The organism is Mucilaginibacter metallidurans, from assembly GCF_003286435.2.
GTDB lineage: Bacteria > Bacteroidota > Bacteroidia > Sphingobacteriales > Sphingobacteriaceae > Mucilaginibacter > Mucilaginibacter gossypii.
In genome coordinates this window covers 6,429,454-6,448,314 of the sequence record NZ_CP043449.1, presented here as the reverse complement: position 1 = coordinate 6,448,314, position 18,861 = coordinate 6,429,454, and the positions used below count along the sequence as shown (strand labels likewise).

14 protein-coding genes are annotated in these 18,861 nt (G+C 45.3%); all 14 read left to right on the top strand.

Annotated elements, in window-relative coordinates:
• Positions 1–79 precede the first annotated feature (79 nt).
• The 14 genes from DIU38_RS27680 (at position 80) to DIU38_RS27620 (ending at position 18,642) form a co-directional block, all read left to right on the top strand.
• Entirely contained in the window at positions 80–1,354 is a 1,275-nt protein-coding gene (locus DIU38_RS27680; protein ID WP_112652578.1) for an alginate lyase family protein, read from the top strand.
• Positions 1,355–1,674: 320 nt separating this feature from the next.
• Entirely contained in the window at positions 1,675–2,745 is a 1,071-nt protein-coding gene (locus DIU38_RS27675) for a glycoside hydrolase family 88 protein (RefSeq protein WP_243770632.1), read from the top strand.
• Positions 2,735–4,306, top strand: coding sequence for a glycoside hydrolase family 97 N-terminal domain-containing protein (locus DIU38_RS27670; protein WP_244311243.1), 1,572 nt, complete (start codon positions 2,735–2,737; stop codon positions 4,304–4,306). Before DIU38_RS27675 ends, DIU38_RS27670 begins: the two co-directional genes overlap by 11 nt.
• A 102-nt stretch (positions 4,307–4,408) precedes the next feature.
• A complete protein-coding gene (locus DIU38_RS34275; RefSeq protein WP_244311318.1) occupies positions 4,409–4,672 on the top strand; it encodes a glycoside hydrolase family 97 C-terminal domain-containing protein in 264 nt (87 codons plus the stop codon).
• A gap of 32 nt (positions 4,673–4,704) precedes the next feature.
• Complete coding sequence (locus tag DIU38_RS27665; protein ID WP_149354188.1) at positions 4,705–5,649, top strand: ROK family protein; 945 nt, start codon at positions 4,705–4,707, stop codon at positions 5,647–5,649.
• Entirely contained in the window at positions 5,639–6,928 is a 1,290-nt protein-coding gene (gene fucP / locus DIU38_RS27660; protein WP_112652581.1) for an L-fucose:H+ symporter permease, read from the top strand. Before DIU38_RS27665 ends, fucP begins: the two co-directional genes overlap by 11 nt.
• A 150-nt stretch (positions 6,929–7,078) precedes the next feature.
• Positions 7,079–9,031, top strand: a complete 1,953-nt coding sequence (locus tag DIU38_RS27655; RefSeq protein WP_208057673.1) for an alpha/beta fold hydrolase — start codon at positions 7,079–7,081, stop codon at positions 9,029–9,031.
• Positions 9,018–10,958, top strand: coding sequence for a glycoside hydrolase family 127 protein (locus DIU38_RS27650; RefSeq protein WP_112652583.1), 1,941 nt, complete (start codon positions 9,018–9,020; stop codon positions 10,956–10,958). The genes DIU38_RS27655 and DIU38_RS27650 overlap by 14 nt, the downstream gene beginning before the upstream one ends.
• Positions 10,959–10,961: 3 nt before the next feature.
• Positions 10,962–12,617 (top strand): glycoside hydrolase family 43 protein, encoded by a 1,656-nt coding sequence (locus DIU38_RS27645; protein WP_208057674.1) that lies wholly within the window; start codon positions 10,962–10,964, stop codon positions 12,615–12,617.
• A 36-nt stretch (positions 12,618–12,653) separates the two neighbouring features.
• Complete coding sequence (locus DIU38_RS27640; RefSeq protein ID WP_149354187.1) at positions 12,654–14,420, top strand: hypothetical protein; 1,767 nt, start codon at positions 12,654–12,656, stop codon at positions 14,418–14,420.
• The gene (locus DIU38_RS27635) at positions 14,417–15,511 is read left to right on the top strand and encodes a hypothetical protein (protein WP_149354186.1); all 1,095 of its coding nucleotides are present in this window, start codon (positions 14,417–14,419) and stop codon (positions 15,509–15,511) included. The genes DIU38_RS27640 and DIU38_RS27635 overlap by 4 nt, the downstream gene beginning before the upstream one ends.
• A gap of 1 nt (position 15,512) precedes the next feature.
• Positions 15,513–17,075 (top strand): hypothetical protein, encoded by a 1,563-nt coding sequence (locus DIU38_RS27630; protein ID WP_208809202.1) that lies wholly within the window; start codon positions 15,513–15,515, stop codon positions 17,073–17,075.
• Positions 17,076–17,377: 302 nt separating this feature from the next.
• Entirely contained in the window at positions 17,378–18,055 is a 678-nt protein-coding gene (locus tag DIU38_RS27625) for a hypothetical protein (RefSeq protein WP_149354185.1), read from the top strand.
• The gene (locus tag DIU38_RS27620; RefSeq protein WP_149354184.1) at positions 18,052–18,642 is read left to right on the top strand and encodes a hypothetical protein; all 591 of its coding nucleotides are present in this window, start codon (positions 18,052–18,054) and stop codon (positions 18,640–18,642) included. Before DIU38_RS27625 ends, DIU38_RS27620 begins: the two co-directional genes overlap by 4 nt.
• Positions 18,643–18,861: the final 219 nt, after the last annotated feature.

Here is an 18,861-nt window from a genome sequence, read left to right as displayed (position 1 = left end):
TATATCCGGGGTTTGTAATGAGCCCCGGATATTAGGTTCTCCTCTGGAATTTTTTTAATCTCACTTAAACTTAATAGACATGAAATATTTTATATGCTACCTTATTGTATCAGGCCTGGGTGGGTTGCTGTATATGTCCTGTTCAAAGAAAACGGAAACGGGCGGCATCGTCTCAAAGGTTGATACTACCAAACATATTAAACCAATAGATACGCTGGCCGATAACGTACCCATGAAGCATTCTGGCGGGTTAGTGACAAGTGCCGATTTTACCCGTATAAGAACCATGGTTGCTGCCGGTACTGAGCCATGGAAATCTGCCTGGACTAAACTGATCGTTAATTCGCATGCGCAGTCGGAGTATACCCCGCATCCCACAGTTAAGCTGATCAGGGGAGGTAATTCCCTGGAGGAACCAGATCCCGACAATTATCCAAATGCCATGAACGATGCCGCTGCGGCTTTCCAACTGGCAATAAGATGGAAGGTTTCAGGTGATACGCAATTTGCCGACAGGGCTGTTTTTATCCTGAATTCATGGGCTGCAACCTGTACCAAGGTTAGCGGTGATCCTAACGTAGATCTGACTGCTATTTATGGGGCTCAATTTGCTATAGCTGCAGAGATGATGAGGGATTACAGCGGATGGAAAGCTGCTGATTTTACAGCATATCAGCAATGGATGCTGAACGTCTTCTATTCTAGGGAGAATAATTTCCTGCTTCATAAAAACGGCTGCGCTCAGCTTTACTGGGCCAGTTGGGATCTGTGTAACCTGGAATCAATCATGGCTATAGGGATCTTAACCGACAAGCGTGTTATATATAATCAGGCTGTAAATTATCTTCAGCATGGTATCGGAAATGGTAATCTCAGCTTAGCTATCAATAATGTATTTACCGGCGCAAATGCCGGGTTAGCGCAAATGCAGGAAAGCGGGCGCGACCAGGGCCATTGTACGCTTGATATATCGCTGCTGGGGGGCATATGTCAATTGGCCTGGAACCAGGGTGATGACTTTTTTGGGTACAATGACAATTTATTCCTTAAAGCTTGTGAATATGAAGCCAAATATAACGTAGCCAAGCTGGATGTACCCTTCAATAGCTATAACTACGATAACTGTCAGACTACAGTGACCCATACAGTGGTTAGTCCCGATGCAAGGGGTACAGTCCGCCCGATGTGGGAGATCCCCTATAATCATTATGTAAAACTGAAAGGATTAACGGCTACTTACACGACAATGGGTGCCCAGACAACCAGGCCTGAAGGAGGGGGTGGTGATTATGGACCAAACAGCGGCGGTTTCGATCAATTAGGAGAAGGAACCCTGCTCTATTCTTTGCCGTAGCCCCATTTTATTGAATCCCAAACCGGGATAAAAAAGAGAAATCAATAGGTGCAGTTGAAGAAACAGGTACTTATCGGGATGGGAACTGGCTAAAATTTTAATTCCAATTTAAAATAGTATTTCATGCTGTTGCCTTTAATTAAAAATATATGATGAGTGGATCGTACTGCATTTACCCTTTTTTAAGAAGAGCAGGGCTTTGCTTCATTCTTTGTTCATTTGCTGCATTTGTATTTGCCCAGGATCTGTTATCAGCGGACAAAGAAATTAAATATTGTGCAGCACAGTCAGGCAGGACTTTGAAGCAGATCCCTGTTAATATGACCGATAATATACCCCGCACTATAAGTGCTAATTCCAATCAATGGAAACTTGTCGGTTATTCTGATTGGTGCAGCGGTTTCTGGCCTGGTTTATTATGGTATTTGTATGAAGGAACACATGATCGGCAATGGAAAATTGAAGCTGATCGATTCACCCGGGAACTAACGCCCCTGGTCAATCACAGCGGTTTTGATCACGATCTGGGCTTCCAGGTATTTAACAGCTTTGGCAACGGTTACAGGCTGACGCATGATTCAGGGTACAAAAAAACGATACTGCAGGCAGCCGACTCCCTGGCTTCGCTATTTAACCCCAGGGTTGGGACTATTTTATCGTGGCCGCCAATGGTGAAAAAAATGGGCTGGCCACACAATACCATTATTGACAATATGATCAACCTGGAACTGCTGTTCTGGGCATCAAAAAATGGCGGGAGTCACAAACTGTATGATGTAGCTGTTAGTCATGCCGAAACGACCATGCATAATCATTTCAGGCCGGACTACAGTGCCTACCATGTCGTGGTGTATGATACTGTAACCGGAAAAAAGATTAAAGGGATAACTCATCAGGGTTATGCGGATAATTCCATGTGGGCGCGCGGCCAGTCCTGGGCAATCTACGGCTTTACGATGTGTTACCGGGAAACCCGTCGGGCAGACTTTTTAGACTTCGCCCAAAAGGTAGCAGACCGGTACTTAAAAGATCTGCCTGCCGACCTGATTCCTTACTGGGATTTTGATGCGCCGGATATTCCGGATGCGCCGCGGGATGCTTCGGCGGCAGCAATAACCGCATCGGCTTTAATGGAACTTTCAACTTTTGTGAGGGACAAAATCAAAGCAAAATCATACAGGCAGAAGGCAGAGCAAATGCTGAAATCGCTTTCGTCTTCGGCTTACCAGAGCCGGAGTACCAATAGTGCCTTTCTCCTGCATTCCACCGGACATCAACCCAATAAGACAGAAGTCAATGCCTCAATCATTTATGCGGATTATTATTACCTGGAAGCATTAATCAGGCTTGAAAAATTAAAAAAAAGGAAAAGTTTATACCATGAACTATAAATATCAAATACGTCTCAGGAACATTTTCAGAGCGGTGTATCTCAGCATGGCCTATGTATTCTTTTTTTTCAGCGTGAACGGGCAAACTATCGTCCGGGGTTCACAAGCGAGGATAACATCGCCGGATAAACATCTGGTGCTCGAATTTTATCAAAAATCAGCACCCGGCAACAAAAAAACAATGTGTTATAGCGTAAGCTATAAAGACAAATCCGTAATACGGGAGTCCGTTTTAGACCTGCAACTGGACAACCATTTATCGGAAAGTGCGATGGCCCTGAAAATAGACCAGCATGAAAAATGGTGCGAAAATTTGGCGGTAACCGGCATCGACTCCACAGCAAAAGACACCAGCTGGAAACCTGTTTACGGTGAAAAAAGCATGATCAGGGATCATTACAACGCTTTAACCATAAAAATGGTTAAAGACGATCACCCCATTTATAAAATGAATGTGGAAATCAGGGCTTATAATGAAGGTATTGCTTTTCGTTTTTTCTTTCCGGAGAATGAAAAAGGAACCTATTACCGCATCGTGACAGAAAATACCACTTTCAGTCTCCCGCCAGATACCAAAGCCTGGGTAGCCAGATGGGCACAGGCACCTTATCAAAAACTCCCCCTAAGCAATTGGCAGGGTGAAAGCGAAAGGCCGTTAACACTGGAATTACCAAACGGGCTATATGCCTGCTTAGCAGAAGCGCAGATGGTTGATTATGCCCGGACCAAATTTAAATTAAGTAATACAGGGCCAAATACTATTGTTACTTCCATGGATGGCGCAGCTGATCTGATATCTCCGGTAGGCACCCCATGGCGTGTGATCATGGTTGCCGAAAAAGCAGGTGACCTGATTCAAAATAATAACCTGATCCTGAATCTGAATGAGCCTGGTAAAATCAAAGATACAAAATGGATAAAACCCGGCAAGATCATGCGGGTAATGTCCCAAACTACTGCCGATGCCAAAGCCAATATCGATTTTGCTGCACAACATAATTTACAATACATCCTGTTCGACTGGAAATGGTACGGCCCTGCATTCAGCTTTAGCTCCGATGCAACCAAAGTAGCCATACCTAATTTTGACCTTCCTGGTATAATCCGGTATGGCGAGGAAAAAGGTATTGGCGTGTGGTTGTACGTTAATCAACAGGCGCTAGTGGCCCAAAGCGACAGCTTATTTGCCGTATACCAAAAATGGGGTGTAAAAGGCGTGAAATTCGGATTTGTGCAGGTAGGCTCGCACCGCTGGACAACCTGGATAGAAAAAGCGATTCAGCAGGCAGCAGCAGCTCATATCATGGTAAATATTCATGACGACTGGCGACCGACAGGTGAACAACGTACCTGGCCAAATCTGATGTCGGCGGAAGGTATCCGTGGCAATGAAGAAATGCCGGATGCTACGCACAATACCGTATTGCCATTTACCCGCTACATAGCCGGGGCTGCCGATTATACCATCTGTTATTTTGACAAACGTATTAAAACTACACATGCCATCAACTGGCTCTGGCAGTTATTTATTATAGCCCCTGCAAACGCTTTATTGGTATGATAAACCATCAGCCGCGCATAATGAACCCGAACTTGAATTTTGGGATAAGATTCCGGCCACTTGGGATGAAACCCGCATTATCCAGGGAAGCCCGGTGAATATATCACTACAACGCGCAGAAGTGGAAAAGATTGGTTCGTTGGCACTATTACAAATAATGATCCCCGGAGCTTAAAACTAGCGCTTGACTTCTTACCTAAAGGAAGGAAATACCTTGCTACCCTGTGTGCAGACAATGCGAAAGTATCTACTGTAACTCATGTTGGTATGGAAAAGCTGAAGGTGGATTCACGAACGGTTCTGGATGTAAGCCTTGCAGCTTCCGGAGGGCAGGCGATTTATCTAACTCCTGAAATTAACCCATAATGAGTTTATTGCCATTATTAAGATAGTATATCATGAGCCAACACAGTAAAAATAATTACGTAATCAGTGCAGACATCGGTGGTACGCATATCACAGCCGCTGTCGTTGATTTGGAAAAAAAGATCATCATTGAAGATACCCGTACCCGGATAAGTGTGGATTCTCAGGGTGCGGCAACAGAAATATTGGAAAACTGGTCATCAGCATTGATACAAGCTTGCCAAAAATTTGGTTCGCCGGCTCATCAGGTTGCTTTGGCAATGCCAGGCCCGTTTGACTATAAAAATGGTATATCATTGATCAAAGACCTTCATAAATACGAAGCGATTTATGGTTTGAATATTAAGTCATACTTATCGGAGGTTTTAAAGATCGAAGCTGAAGATGTCCTGTTTCGGAATGATGCCGAAGCATTTTTACAGGGTGAGGTTTTAGCAGGAGCAGGCACCGGATTCCGGAAGGTGCTTGGAATCACGCTGGGTACAGGGTTTGGCTCTGCTTTGAGCTTTGATGGTATTACGAAGGACTTAAACCTGGGTAGCGAACCTTACCAGGATAGTATTGCGGATGATTATTTCTCTACAAGGTGGTTCTTAAGACAATATTATGAATTAACGGGTCTGTCCGTGTCGGGGGTGAGCGGACTAACATCAATGGTTAAGCACAATCCTGTAGTCACAGACATATTTGAGGAATTTACAGCGAATCTTTCATTGTTCCTGAAGCATATTATCCGGGCCGAAAAACCGGATGTGATCGTTATTGGCGGAAATATTGCAAAGGCATCCAACCTGTTTCTCAATGGGCTTATTGACCAGTTGGCGGGGTATGTCGAAAATGTAAAAATAAGAATGGCCTTGTTAGGAGAAGATGCCGCCTTAATGGGGCGGCTGCTGGTTTTGCAACCAAAGCCGGACGTGGTTTCTCATTTGCACCAGTTAAGGATACTAATTTCAATACCCAATCATGACCAATAAACCTGCATTTACCGAAAAAAAATTCATCGTAGCCTTCATTTTCGTAACCTCGTTATTTTTAATGTGGGGCTTACTGCATTCCATGAGCGATGTACTGAATAAGCATTTTCAGAATGTACTTAATCTCTCCAAATCTCAATCCGGCTTAATCCAGTTTTCTGTGTTCGGGGCATATTTTATTATGAGTATCCCTGCAGGTTATTTTTTAAAGAAGTTTGGTTATAAGCCAGGGATAATCTTGGGTTTATGTTTATTTGCATCGGGCCTGTTTTTATTTGTGCCAGCTGCCAACGCAGCCTCATTTACTTTTTTCAGGATAGCCTTATTTATTATGGGCTGCGGTATGGCTACCTTAGAAACGGTGGCACATCCTTTCGCTGCAGCATTGGGTGACCAGCGACGGAGCGACCAGCGGGTAAATTTCGCGCAAACCTTTAACGCGGTTGGTACGATGATCGGCCCCGCTATTGGATCTTATTTCCTGCTGAGTTCAGATACGGTGCGTTCAACCGACCTAACTTCAGTAAAAACACTATATGTTGCCATTGGCTGTGTGATCATACTCATAGCGGTTGCCTTTATGTTTTTAAAAATTCCGGCTATAACCGATCCGCATGTGGATGCTTCTGCAGCGGATGTGAATGCGGTTAATATCGATGTTGCGCCATCAAAGAAACTGCATCAGCATTCACATTTTGTATGGGCGGTTGCGGCCCAGTTTTTTAATGTTGCAGCGCAGGCAGGTACCTGGGCATATTTTATCAACTATGGTGTGGATATTATGCATTTCAGTAATGAAAAGGCAGGTTACTTCATGATCGTTTTTATGGGAATGATGGCGCTGGGGCGTATTGTGGGAACCTCGTTAATGACATATATAGCACCCAATAAACTATTAGCGGCATTTGCCTGCGGCAGTATCCTAATGTGCCTGGTAGTTGCACAAAGTTTAGGCTGGACATCATACATCGCCCTGCTGCTGATCAACTTCTTTTTCAGCATTATGTTCCCAACCATCTTCAGTTTAGGAATCAAAAACCTGGGTAGTCATATCCAACAAGCTTCGTCTTTTATAGCGATGGGTGTAGTAGGCGGCGCTGTATTCCCCATGTTGATGGGACTAATAGCTAACCATAGCGTAGCGCAGGCGTATTATTTGCCGGTTGTATGTTATGTGGTTATTTTCTTATTCGGAGCAAAATTCTATAAAGTAAAGCCTGATCACGGGCCGCGTGGAAAGCTGGTAGCAGAGTTTTCGGAAAATAAACACAAGTCCTAAAATTAAAGCATGGAGGCCAAATAAGACGAGTATGACGAAACGTGGAAATGGTATTGCAGGCTCTTAAAATATATACCTATGCAGCTGCCTGTATGAGCATAGTAATCGTAGCAGTGGCCATTAGAAATTGGCTTCATAATGACAAATAGCATGAATATAACTATTCGGATAATGCGTAATGATTTCAACTACATAAAACCAGTTATCCTGGTGCTGGCATTTTTGATGACAGGCAGCTCCACGTTTGCTCAAAAACAGACAAGGGCTATTGTTTACGATTTTTCCTACATGGACAGGAAGTTAGCAGGCTGGGTTGACAGCGGTTATTATAAAGGGGCATCTGTAATTATTGTTAAGGATGACAGGGTTATCCATCAAAAATATTTTGGCAATTATACCCCGAAAACTGTAGCCTATATAGCATCGGCAGGCAAATGGCTTGCTGCTGCTACTATAGCTTCCGTAGTTGATGAAGGGAAACTCTCATGGGACGACAAAGTAGATAAGTGGCTGCCGGAGTTTAAGGATACAAAGGGTGAAGCTACCCTGCGCCAGTTATTCTCGCACACAGCCGGTTATCCCGATTACCAACCTGCAGGCCGACGTCCCGATAATTATCAAACGCTCAAAGAGTCCGTTGCCCATATTACTGATCTTCCTGCCGATACCCTACCCGGTACCAAATTTAAATACGGCGGCCTGGCCATGCAGGTAGCCGGCCGAATGGCCGAACTGGCTACAGGCAAAGACTGGGAAACCATATTTCAGGAAAAGATTGCCACGCCCTTGGGGATGAAGCTCACCCATTTTACGCCTGTAAGCGATGTCGGTGGCCAAAGCCCAATGCTTGGCGGTGGTGCACGGACCGGGCTGGATGATTATGCCCGTTTTCTAAATATGATCATCCATAACGGGGTATATAAAGGCAAACGCGTCCTATCCGCAAAAGCCATACAGGAGATGCAGGCCGACCAGGTTGGAAATGCTGAAATGACCGACTCTTACGTTGAAAACACGCGGGCCAGCGAGCGAAAGGATATCTATGGCCTTGGCGAATGGCGGGAAGAGGTTGATGCCAAGGGCAACGCCACATTGATCAGCAGCCCGAGCTGGGCCGGGGCCTATCCCTGGATCGATAAAAAGAATAATGTTTACGGCTTCCTGCTTGCCCGCGTGGCTGAAATGAAAAACGGATTCAATTCTTTCATGGGCAGCCCGGTACTGCCTTTATTAGTACGAGATGTACTTACCCGGGCCGGAATGAAAAATACAAAACACGGCTATATCACAACGCCGGACGGAGCTCAATTGTATTACGAAGAAACAGGTAAGGGCGAACCGCTTATCCTGATCCACGGACACTCGTTTGACTGTACGGAGTGGGACCCTCAGTTTTTTGAACTGGCTAAAAGGTACCGGGTAATAAGGTATGATCTGCGAGGTTATGGGTGGTCGTCAATGCCCTCAGAAGACCAGAAAGCACTGCATGCCGATGACCTGAAAGCACTGATGGATCAACTTAAAATCAATAAGGCTCATATTGTCGGTCTGTCATTAGGTGGCTTTATTGTTACAGATTTTTTAGCCCTGTATTCCAACCGGATAATCTCCGCTACTGCTGCCAGTGGTGATTTTTTTAATGTTTCTGGGCCCGGTCATCCATGGACACCGGGAGAGGCTGCTATCCAACACGGAAAAATAAAAGCATTTCAGCAAAATGGAATAATGGCCAGCAAAAAGGAATGGTTTAATATGCTGACCAAACGGAACGGCAAAAATATTGAAAGCTTAAGAACACCCATCTGGAACATGATATACAAATGGGACGCCTGGCAACCGCAACATCTGGAGCCCCGCTTTTTGCTGGGTAACGAGGCAGAAGACAAATTAAGATCACAAAAAATAACCGTCCCGGTAATGATACTTACCGGCGACGTCGATGCCGCAATACCCAATAAATTACTGGAGGTGATTCCTGCAGCGAGGCAGGTACTGATACCCCATGCCGGTCATGTAAGCAATCTGGAAAACCCTGATGGGTTTACGGAGAAATTGCTAGCCTTTTTAAGCAACATTAAACCTTCAAAAAATGGAAAAAATTAGGGTATTCCTGCTGGTTTGTGCCCTGTGCGTTTCGTTTGATGCGTCCGCACAATATGTTGGTCAACATAGGTCTGCAATAAAAACGGATGTAAAGATTCCCGTTAAAGCTTACAGTTTTGATTTACAGGACGTGCAGCTGCTGAACAGCCGCTTTAAGGACAATATGGACCGGGAAGGCTCATGGATGCTATCCTTGCCGGTTGAACGTTTACTGCACAGTTTCCGGGTTAACGCAGGCATGCTTACAGATAAGAAAAGTAGTAAAACTAAAATGCCTGTACCGCTTGGCGGCTGGGAGGCATTGGATATGGAGCTGCGCGGCCATAGTATAGGCCACCTAATGTCGGGGCTTTCTTTCCAGTACGCGGCCACCCGCAATATGGCTTTTAAGAAAAAGATCGATAGCCTGGTTTCCGGCCTCGCCGAGGTACAGGCTACCCTGGATGAGGATGGATATTTAAGTGCTTTCCCGCAAAACTATATCGACAGGAATATTGAGGGTAAAAGTGTCTGGGCTCCCTGGTATACCCTGCATAAAATAACCGCCGGTTTAATTGATGCTTACTGGTATGCCGGTAATGCACAAGCACTTGATGTGGTAACCAAAATGGCTTCATGGGCCTATCATAAAATAATCCCGCTTAACGAGGTGCAGTTAGCCCTGATGCTCAGAAACGAGTTTGGCGGCATGAATGAGGCCTGGTATAATTTATATGCCATCACAGGTAACCCTGATCACAAAAAACTTGGGGACCTGTTTTATCACCATGCCGTGCTCGATCCCTTAGCCGCCGGACAGGATAAGCTCAACAGGATGCACGCCAATACTGTTATCCCCAAAATTACCGGCGAGGCCCGTGCCTATGAACTGACCGGTAATGCAACAGACAAGGCCATCGTAAGCAATTTCTGGGATAATGTGATCCATAATCAAACCTATGTCATTGGGAGCAACAGTGATAAGGAACACTTTATTGAGCCCGGCAAAATATCAAAGTACATCACCGGCTATACCGGTGAAACCTGCAATACCTATAACCTGCTCAAGGTAACGCGCCACCTGTTTACCTGGGATGCCGATGTAAGATATGCGGACTATTACGAACGAGCTTTATACAATCATATTTTGGGCCAGCAGGATCCTAAAACCGGTATGGTCTGTTATTTTACCCCGCTGAAAGCAGGTGCTTTCCGGCTATATAGCACCCGTGACAGCTCATTTTGGTGCTGCGTAGGCTCGGGGTTTGAAAGCCAGTCAAAGTACGGTGAAGCCATTTACTACCATAATGATCAGGGTGTTTATGTCAACCTGTTTATTCCTTCGGTATTAACCTGGAAAGCGAAAGGTTTGAAATTAAGACAGGAAACCGCCTATCCGGAAGAAGCAACCACACGCTTAACAGTCGATTCGGCAGGTAAAGAAAGTTTAGCCCTTTACATCCGTTACCCAAGTTGGGCAAGCAACGGTGCAAGAGTTAAAATAAATGGTAAAAACATCAAAATTGACCAGGTACCCGGGAGCTACATCTCTCTGAACCGCAAATGGAAAGCCGGTGACAAGGTAGAAATAACCTACCCGATGATATTGCACCTGGAGCCAACGCCCGACAATCCAAAAATTGTTGCCGTGATGTACGGGCCGGTAGTGCTGGCGGGCGAAATGGGTACCGAAGCGATGCCAGCACATGCGCCTTATCATGACCCGGCAGATCCCTATCAGTATTACGATTATGATTACAACATACCGGCAAACCTGGTTCATAGCCTCCATATTAACAATCAGAACATTTCCGATGCAATAAAGCCGGTTAAGGGAGAGCCTTTAACTTTTAAAACCATCAATACCACAAATGGAACGACGGTTACACTTGAACCCTATTATAACCTGCATCGCCAGCGCTATGTGGTTTACTGGAATTTAAATTAAACAATGATTGACAGATTAGCTATGTATAAAAGGGATTTCATAAAAAGGGTAATAATCGGTTTGCTCCTGATAGCAGGCACCCGGCAGGGCTTTGCCCAGGTGTCCAAAGTATGGATTGCCGATAAGGGCAATGGCACTTATCAAAACCCTGTTATCCAAGCCGATTATTCCGACCCGGACGCCATTCGGGTTGGTAGTGATTTTTACCTGGTCTCCTCGAGTTTTAATTGTATGCCGGGGCTGCCAATCCTTCACTCTAAAGATCTGGTAAACTGGCAACTCATCAATTATGCCTTAAAAAGGCAGGAACCGGCGGCGGTTTATGACCTGCCGCAACACGGTAAGGGCGTTTGGGCTCCCTGCATCCGCTATCATAACAACGAATTTTATATCTATTATCCCGACCCGGATTATGGCATCTATATGGTTAAAACCAAAAATCCGGCGGGTGATTGGGAAAAACCGGAGCTGGTATTGCCCGGTAAAGGCATAATTGACCCGGCCCCGCTTTGGGACGATGACGGCAAAGCTTACCTGGCGGTAGCCTGGGCGGGCAGCCGTGCTGGTATCAACAGTCTGATCACCATTTTTAAGATGAACGCTGGTGGTACTACAGTTACCGATGAAGGAACCCATGTTTATGATGGCCATGGTAAAAATCATACGATAGAAGGCCCTAAGTTTTATAAACGCAACGGCTTCTATTACATTCTTGCACCCGCGGGGGGAGTGGCTACAGGATGGCAGGTGGCCTTACGCTCCAAAAATATTTACGGCCCTTACGAGGATAAGGTTGTAATGGACCAGGGCCACACCACGGTGAACGGTCCGCATCAGGGTGCGCTGATAGAGACCCAAACAGGTGAGCCCTGGTTTATTCATTTCCAGGACAAAGGCGTGTACGGGCGGGTAGTTCATTTACAACCGGTAAAATGGCTGAACAACTGGCCGGTTATTGGCAATGATCCAGACGGAGATGGTAAGGGAGAACCGTTCATTACGTATAAAAAGCCAAATGTAGAGGCAACCTACCCTATTGAAACGCCGGCAGAAAGCGACGAATTTAACGGCGATAAACCGGGCTTGCAATGGCAGTGGCATGCCAATTCTAAAATTCAGTGGAGCGCTCAAATTAAAGGCTCAGGATATTTAAGGTTGTTTGCCTTCCCGCAGGATAGGAATGCGGTAAACCTTTGGACCACCCCCAACCTGCTGCTGCAAAAACTACCGGCACCCGATTTTACAGCAACTACCAAAGTGAAATACCAGGCAGAATGGGAAGTATGGCAAGGCAAAAAAGCCGGCTTGCTGATAATGGGTAATGACTACGCCTATCTGTCCATTTCAAAAGATGATACCGGGTATAAAGTAAGCACGGTGGTTTGCAAAAACGCTATAGATGGCACAATTGAAGAAGTAACTGATGAAAAAAGGGTTAACAGTGCGGAAGTATATCTGCGTGTAAAAATCATTGCCCCGGATGCCGGGTGCGTTTTTAGTTATAGTGAAGACGGCATAAGTTTTACAGCCATTGGTAAAGAGTTTTATGCGAAACAAGATAAGTGGACAGGTGCCAAAATTGGCCTGTTTTGTATCAGTACACCGGATGTTCGCATGGGTGGTTATGCTGATTTTGACTGGTTCAGGATAGATAAATAAACAAAGGTTTAATATAAAAATTGATAAGAGGAATAAATGGTGATAGCTAAAAAATACCTTCAGAGACAAAGCAGGATAATCAAATATGCTTTAGCGGGCCTCGGGCTATTGATATCTGCCTGTCCTTCAACGGAAGCGCAGCAGATCGATATCTCCGGCATACATGTAAAAGGTCACCCCCGTCTGCTTACTGATGAAAATACAGGCAGGGAAACACTCAATGCACTGATAAAAAAAGAAGATTGGGCCGGGAGAATTTTTAAACAGATCCAAACTGATGCGGATGCTTACGTTGCCCGGTACCAAACAGACAGTACCTGGATGGTGTCGCGTTTGCAGATGTACTGGAAACAGCACTATACCGATGTTTTTATTAAGAACGGCATTTATGCCTATGCCACCGGCCATGCCCCTGTCCCAACAGTAAGATTTACAGGTACACGCGATGTAGCCACGCAATATATGAGGCCAAAGCTGGAAGATATTAAACCCTATATGGATGAAGACGGTAAACTGTACCTCCAAAACGGTACGGTACCTGGAAAGCCATGGGAATGGGTGGAGCAGTCAAAAACCGGCCGGATCATCGAATCCATCAATATCGAAATCATAGAAAAGGCCCGGAACGCGGCCATGCTTTACTGGTTTACAGGCGATGAAAAGTATGCTGCCTTTGCCTATTCTGTAATGAATACTTATATCACGGGCATGGGTTACCGTGTTGAGCCGGTTGATCTTAATCACGGACACGATCAAACCCTGGTTGGCTTATCTGCCTTTGAGGTAATTCATGAAGACGTGCTGGAGCCTTTAACTGCTGGGTACGATTTCCTTTTCCCATATATCCAAAAACATCATCCCGAAAAGCTGCCGGTGTTTGCCGCTACTTTCAAAAGATGGGCAGATATCATCATCAAAAACGGTGTTCCATTTAACAACTGGGATTTAATTGAAGCCAAATTTGTAGCAGATATAGCTATCGTCCTGGAAAATGACAGCCAGTATGCCGATAAGCAAGGGTGCCAGTACTACCTGGACCAAATTCTGAATAAAACATATACCCGCCAGTGGAGTTTAACAACACTTTTAAAAGGTTATGATCCGGAAACTGCCATATGGGGCGAGTGCCCCGGGTATTCAGAAAATGTGATTGCCGATTTTACCGGGTTTGCAAATTTGTTTGACCGCACGTTGCATACCGACCTGGTTAAACAAATCCCGGTGTTGCCCAAAGCCGTTTTAGCTTACGCGCAATACCTGTACCCCAATGGTTATATTGTTGGTTTCGGCGATACCCATTATGGTAAGCTCCGTACCGATGCCATATCCGATTTGATACGCAATGCCCGCATGAACAACAAAGCCGGCCAGGAGGCCATTTATAGCCGGATGCTGAAAACTATTAACGCTTTGGGGCAAAAGGATGGCCCCGGTACAGCTACGCGCCAAGCCGGTTTCAACGCCTTGTTTGGCACCCCCCCGATTACCCTATCTGATACAGTTAAACAGGGGGCGACCGGAGATTATCTCACGGCAGCTTTCTGGTCTCCCAATGTAAGCTGGATGGTGCAGCGTAATGGGTTAGATATCAAAAAAGGGCTCATGATATCGCAGGCAGGCTCAAGCGGCAACCATATGCATGCCAATGGTATTGCCATGGAGCTTTATGGCAGGGTATTGTACTTGCCCCCGAAGGAGGGATTGGCGGAAGTTATTTCCAGACTGATTATGCCGAATACTATTCCCAGTTTCCGGCACATAATACTGTTGTGGTTGATGGTATTTCATCATATCCTGTCATGAAAAGTAATCACCCCTTAAAACTGAATGCCTGTTATCCGCTATCTGCTCAAAAGGCCGGTTATTTTAAAGGCGTCACTTTTTCTGACGTATACTTCCTGGAACCCGAAACCAATGCCGATCAAAACAGGCTGATGAGTATCATCCGCACCAGCGATTCAACCGGGTATTATGTAGATATATTCAGATCGAAACGTAAAGATGGTAAGGATAAGTCGCATGATTATATCTACCATAACCTTGGGCAGCAAGTGTCTATATCAGATAGTAACAATAAACTGCTTGATATCCGTCCTACCGAAAAGCTTACGTTCGCGAATACAGAATTGGTAGGCTATGATTATTTCTACGATAAAAAATCGATCAGGACTGAACATGATTTCAAAGCCCGTTTCTGTTTAAGTATCCCCGGCAACGAAGCCATATTCATGAATATGTGGATGAAAGGCTATCCCCGCCGAGAGATTTTCAGCGTAAAGGCCCCGCCGTCAAAGGCGTGGGGCAAAAACGAAATGATTCCCGATAGTATTGCCAATATGCCGCTGCCAACAGTCGTTGTGCGCCAGCAGGGCGAAGCCTGGAGCAAGCCCTTTGCAGCTATTTATGAGCCATCTGGAGCTGCAAATAATGGAACAGCTATTAAAAACATCCGGTCATTTGGATCTGAACCTGGCTTTACGGGATTGATAGTCAGCAATAAATCAGGCCGGAATGACTACCTGTTTGCAAACGCCGAAACTAAGAATATCACTTTTGAAGATATGCGGTTTAGCGGTTTGTACGGTGTCATCAGCATTAGCGGCAGTCAACTGGATTACCTGTTTTTAGGCCGTGGGTTAAGGATTGCTAAAAATGGCTACGGCTTAACTTCTTTGCACCCGGCATCAGCTGCATTGTGGTTTGAGCAGAGCAGGCTGCATTTCACTGCCGGCCATCCGGTTAAGCTGTATCTGCCGGAGGAAGTATTAGCCGTACGTCATACCATCAAGCTGAATAACAGAACGATAAAGGGCGAATTGGTAAATCAAAAAGGCAAACGGCAATGGTGCTTTGATATGCCTGCCAGTCCCGATGCTGAAATTATATTGAATTGAAATGATGAAGAAAAGTTATTGCTGCTATATTATTTTCTTAAGCGTTTTTATGCTGGCAGGTCTGCGGACAGCTAAGGCCGCTGTATGGCAATGGTCGGTTCCTGTTAAACCGATAGGAGTTAACAAAGATCCTTCAAGGGCTTTTTTATGGATAGGGTCCGGTTGTAAACAGGTGAAGGCCGTCATATTCGCACAAAACAATATGGAGGAGCAATCCATACTGGAGTACCCTGAATTCAGGATGGAAATGGATAAGCTGGGTATTGCCGAAATTTGGGTTAGCCCGGCCTTTAACCTGAAGTTTTTATTTAATGAGGGGGCGGGCGATCAGTTTAATGCATTGGTTAATGATCTGGCTGATATTTCCGGGTATAGTGAATTGAAGACAGTGCCGGTAATCCCCATGGGGCATTCTGCAGCGGCCAGTGCGCCTTACTATTTTGGGGCATGGAATCCGGCGCGTACGCTGGCCTGTATTTCGGTAAGCGGGCAATGGCCTTATGTAAGGAATGTTTTTGCCCCCGATATCTGGAGCAGGGATCAGAATATCAATTATATCCCCTGCCTGGAAACAATGGGAGAGTACGAAGCCGCGAATACCTGGAGCAACGAAGGGTTAAAGGAACGCCAGGAGCACCCATTATTGCCTTTAAGTATGTTATCCAATCCGGCGCAGGGGCATTTCGCGGCAACCCAGCAAAAGATCGCATACCTCGCCTTCTACATCAAAAAAGCCATGCAATACCGGTTGCCTAAGCAAACGCCGGCGGGCAAGGCCCCGGTATTAACCGATATCGACCCGACTAAGACCGGCTGGCTGGTTGATAAATGGCGTTATAATGAGTTGCCTACTGCAAGTCCTGCGCCTGTGGGCAGATATAAGGGCGATGCAGCAAACGCATTCTGGTATTTCGACGAAGAAACAGCTAAAGTAACCATCGCCTACCAGGCAAAGCACCGTAACCAGAAACCGCAGCTGATAGGCTATGTACAGAACGGCAAAATGGTTGAACAGCGTAATACGCACCAACAGGTCAACCTGAAGTTTGCACCTGAGGCTGATGGGATTACGTTTAAACTTCATGCTGCTTTTTATGATACGGTTGCAGGGGGCAGCCCTCGTTTACCCGTTTGGGCTGATATGCCGATTGGCTCTCACATAGGGCATACTGCTGGAATTGTCCCCATCAGTATCGACCGGATTACCGGCCCTGTGACCAAATTAAATGATTCCACGTTTAGGTTAAGTCCGCAGGCCGGCTACTGGGAAAACCCGCACAGTTATGAATTGTGGTTTGCTGCCACCCATCCTGGAGATGCTGATTATAAACCGGCCGTACAGCAGGCGCTGATGCCTGTGCCACCCGGAAATACAGATGGGAAAGAACAGCATATCACTTTTTTACCGATTCAAAATCAAAAAAAGAATGCTGGGGGAATAAAACTTAACGCGGCGTCAGACGCGCATGTACCCGTTGGATTTTACATTCTGGACGGACCGGCCGAGTTGTCCGGGAATACCTTAACTATTACGGCTATCCCCCTCGCAGTCGTTTTCCGGTAAAGGTTACTGTAGTTGCGTGGCAATATGGTAATAGCCACGAGCCAAAATTGCAAACGGCGATGCCGGTGCAACAGACTTTTTTGATTGAAGATAAACGATGAGTCATTGCGGAAGAGCAATCAACTAAATACCAATAATATATCAACTTAAATTTATTGCCTATGAGATAAAAGAAGGAGAATTGGTTCTGAATGATAGAAATAACCCGTTCAGGTGGGCTGACCGGTTGTGGTGTGCGGTATAAGCATCCCGTCATTATACCATGAGAACAAAAGACAAAATTAACGTTACCAATTAAAAAAATGAGAAAGATTTTATTTTATTCAAGTATGATACTTGTGGGACTTGCCGGTTGTGCCAAAGAAAAAAAGGCACAGGTAAGCACTGTTATTGCAGAGCCTAAGAACAACAATCTTAAAACTTCGGCGATAAATTTTGTACATCCCGGCACAGTGTTAACCAAGCCGCAAATGCAGTATGCCTATGCCCAGGCAATGGCTAATGTGGAACCCTACAAAACAACTTTTGCTAATTTTCAAAGCAATTATGCCACATTTTTGTCCAGTAGCTATGCGCCACACGCGCATACCCAAGTGGGTAGGTATTTGTATAAGAGCGATTATGAAAATGATGCCATGGCTATGTTCGTTAACGGTGTAATGTGGAATATGACCGGGCAAAGCAGTTATGCGGACAAGGTTATTCAGTTGCTTGATGCATGGTCGTCAACCTGCACATCCATTCAATATCCCGACAATGACTGGCAACTGTGTAATGGCTACGGATTGCATTTTATGATTTACGGAGCTGATATGGTTTACAATTACTCGGGCCTTACCTCAACAAAAAAGGCTAATTATAAAAACCTCTTCAAGATATTTTATAATTATTATGCGGCGTACGCAGCTTCGAACAACGTAAAGAGCCCTTTTGTTATATACGGCTGGCCATCCTGGGGTCCAGTGCTGGTAAATTTATGATGGCTTACGGCATATTCTGCGAAAGCCAGACGGCATATAGTCTGTCTCTGGAATACTTTAACAGAACTGCCGCTAATGGTGCTGACAACGGCACCAATGCGACGGCATTTTTGTCTACAGGTCAACCGGTTGAGGGGGGGCGCGATCAATACTACACCCAATTATGTTTAGCAAGCTTCCTGGAATGGGCCCAGATGGCCTCTAATCAGGGTGATAATTCACTCTATGATGCGCGTAGCGGTGTGATTGGTCAAGCAATGGAATATACGGCCAAGTATAATCTTGGAAATAGCGTGACCTGGACACCAGTAACCCCTGCGACGCCGATTTGGCAGGTAACTCCTCCTATTGCAACTATTTCAACATCTAACCGGGGTAATTATCGCCCTATTTGGTACATGGCATATAACTATTATCACCGCTACCGCGGGTTGAGCATGCCCTATACCGAGCAAGTTATGTCAAGTCACGTAAATGAAGGTTCAACTGCCACCATTACCGACGAAGTTGGTTGGGGTAGCTTATTTTATTGCAATACTTCACAAACTGTGACTGCTCCTTCATACACATGGTCAGGTATTTATTGATTTTTATTTTTCTTGGGCGCCGGGCATAAGTTTAGCCCGGCGTTATTTTTGTTTTAACACTATCGTAAGCCGGAGGGGCTCGGCTATCTGGTCCAGATGGTTATGCGTTCTGACAATAACAAAACCGGCTTTAAACCGTGTCATAAAGGATGAGTGGTTGAAAGAACATTTACTTGGTTCAACAATGTCAGAAAGTTATAAAGAAATTATGAGGCACTG